At 76.7% G+C, this 494-nt stretch carries 1 protein-coding gene; it reads left to right on the top strand.

Features of this window, described 5'->3' with window-relative positions:
- Positions 1-494, top strand: a 494-nt coding sequence (locus tag ACU8YC_RS26435; RefSeq protein WP_446896184.1) for a hypothetical protein, incomplete at both ends; no start/stop codon positions are given.

Below are 494 nucleotides of genomic sequence, written 5' to 3'. Positions count from 1 at the left end.
AGGCTGCCCGCTTCGACGAACTTTCCGGCGAGGCGGACGCCCTGTGCCTGCTGCGCGCCGGCGACGTCCCGGAGCCGGAGGCCCTGGCGCTGCTCGCCCGCGCCCTGTCGGGCGCGGACATCGCCTACGGCGACGCGATCGATCCCGACGGCCGGCCGCGGCTGAAGCCGGACTGGAGCCCGGACCTCGCCCTGGCGACGGGGTATCCGGGGTTTCCCCTCCTCCTGTCGAGATCCTGGCTCGCCGCGGCCCTGACGCGCCCCGCCGGCCGGATGGCCGAGATCGCGCCGGCCATCATGGCCGCCGCGATGACCAGCGCCGCGCGGGTGGCGCACGTCCCACGGATCCTCGCCCGCTCTGCCGGCGATGGCCTGAGCCCGTCCGCTCGGGCGGCGGCCCTCCACGCGCTCCGGGCCGGACGGCCTCAGGTCCGCGCCGGGATCCAAGACGGTGCCGTTCGCCTGGAATGGCCCCTGCCGGATCCGGTGCCGCTG

This window comes from Citrobacter sp. VF227 (genome assembly GCF_052950715.1).
This window is presented reverse-complemented; position numbering and strand designations above follow the sequence as displayed.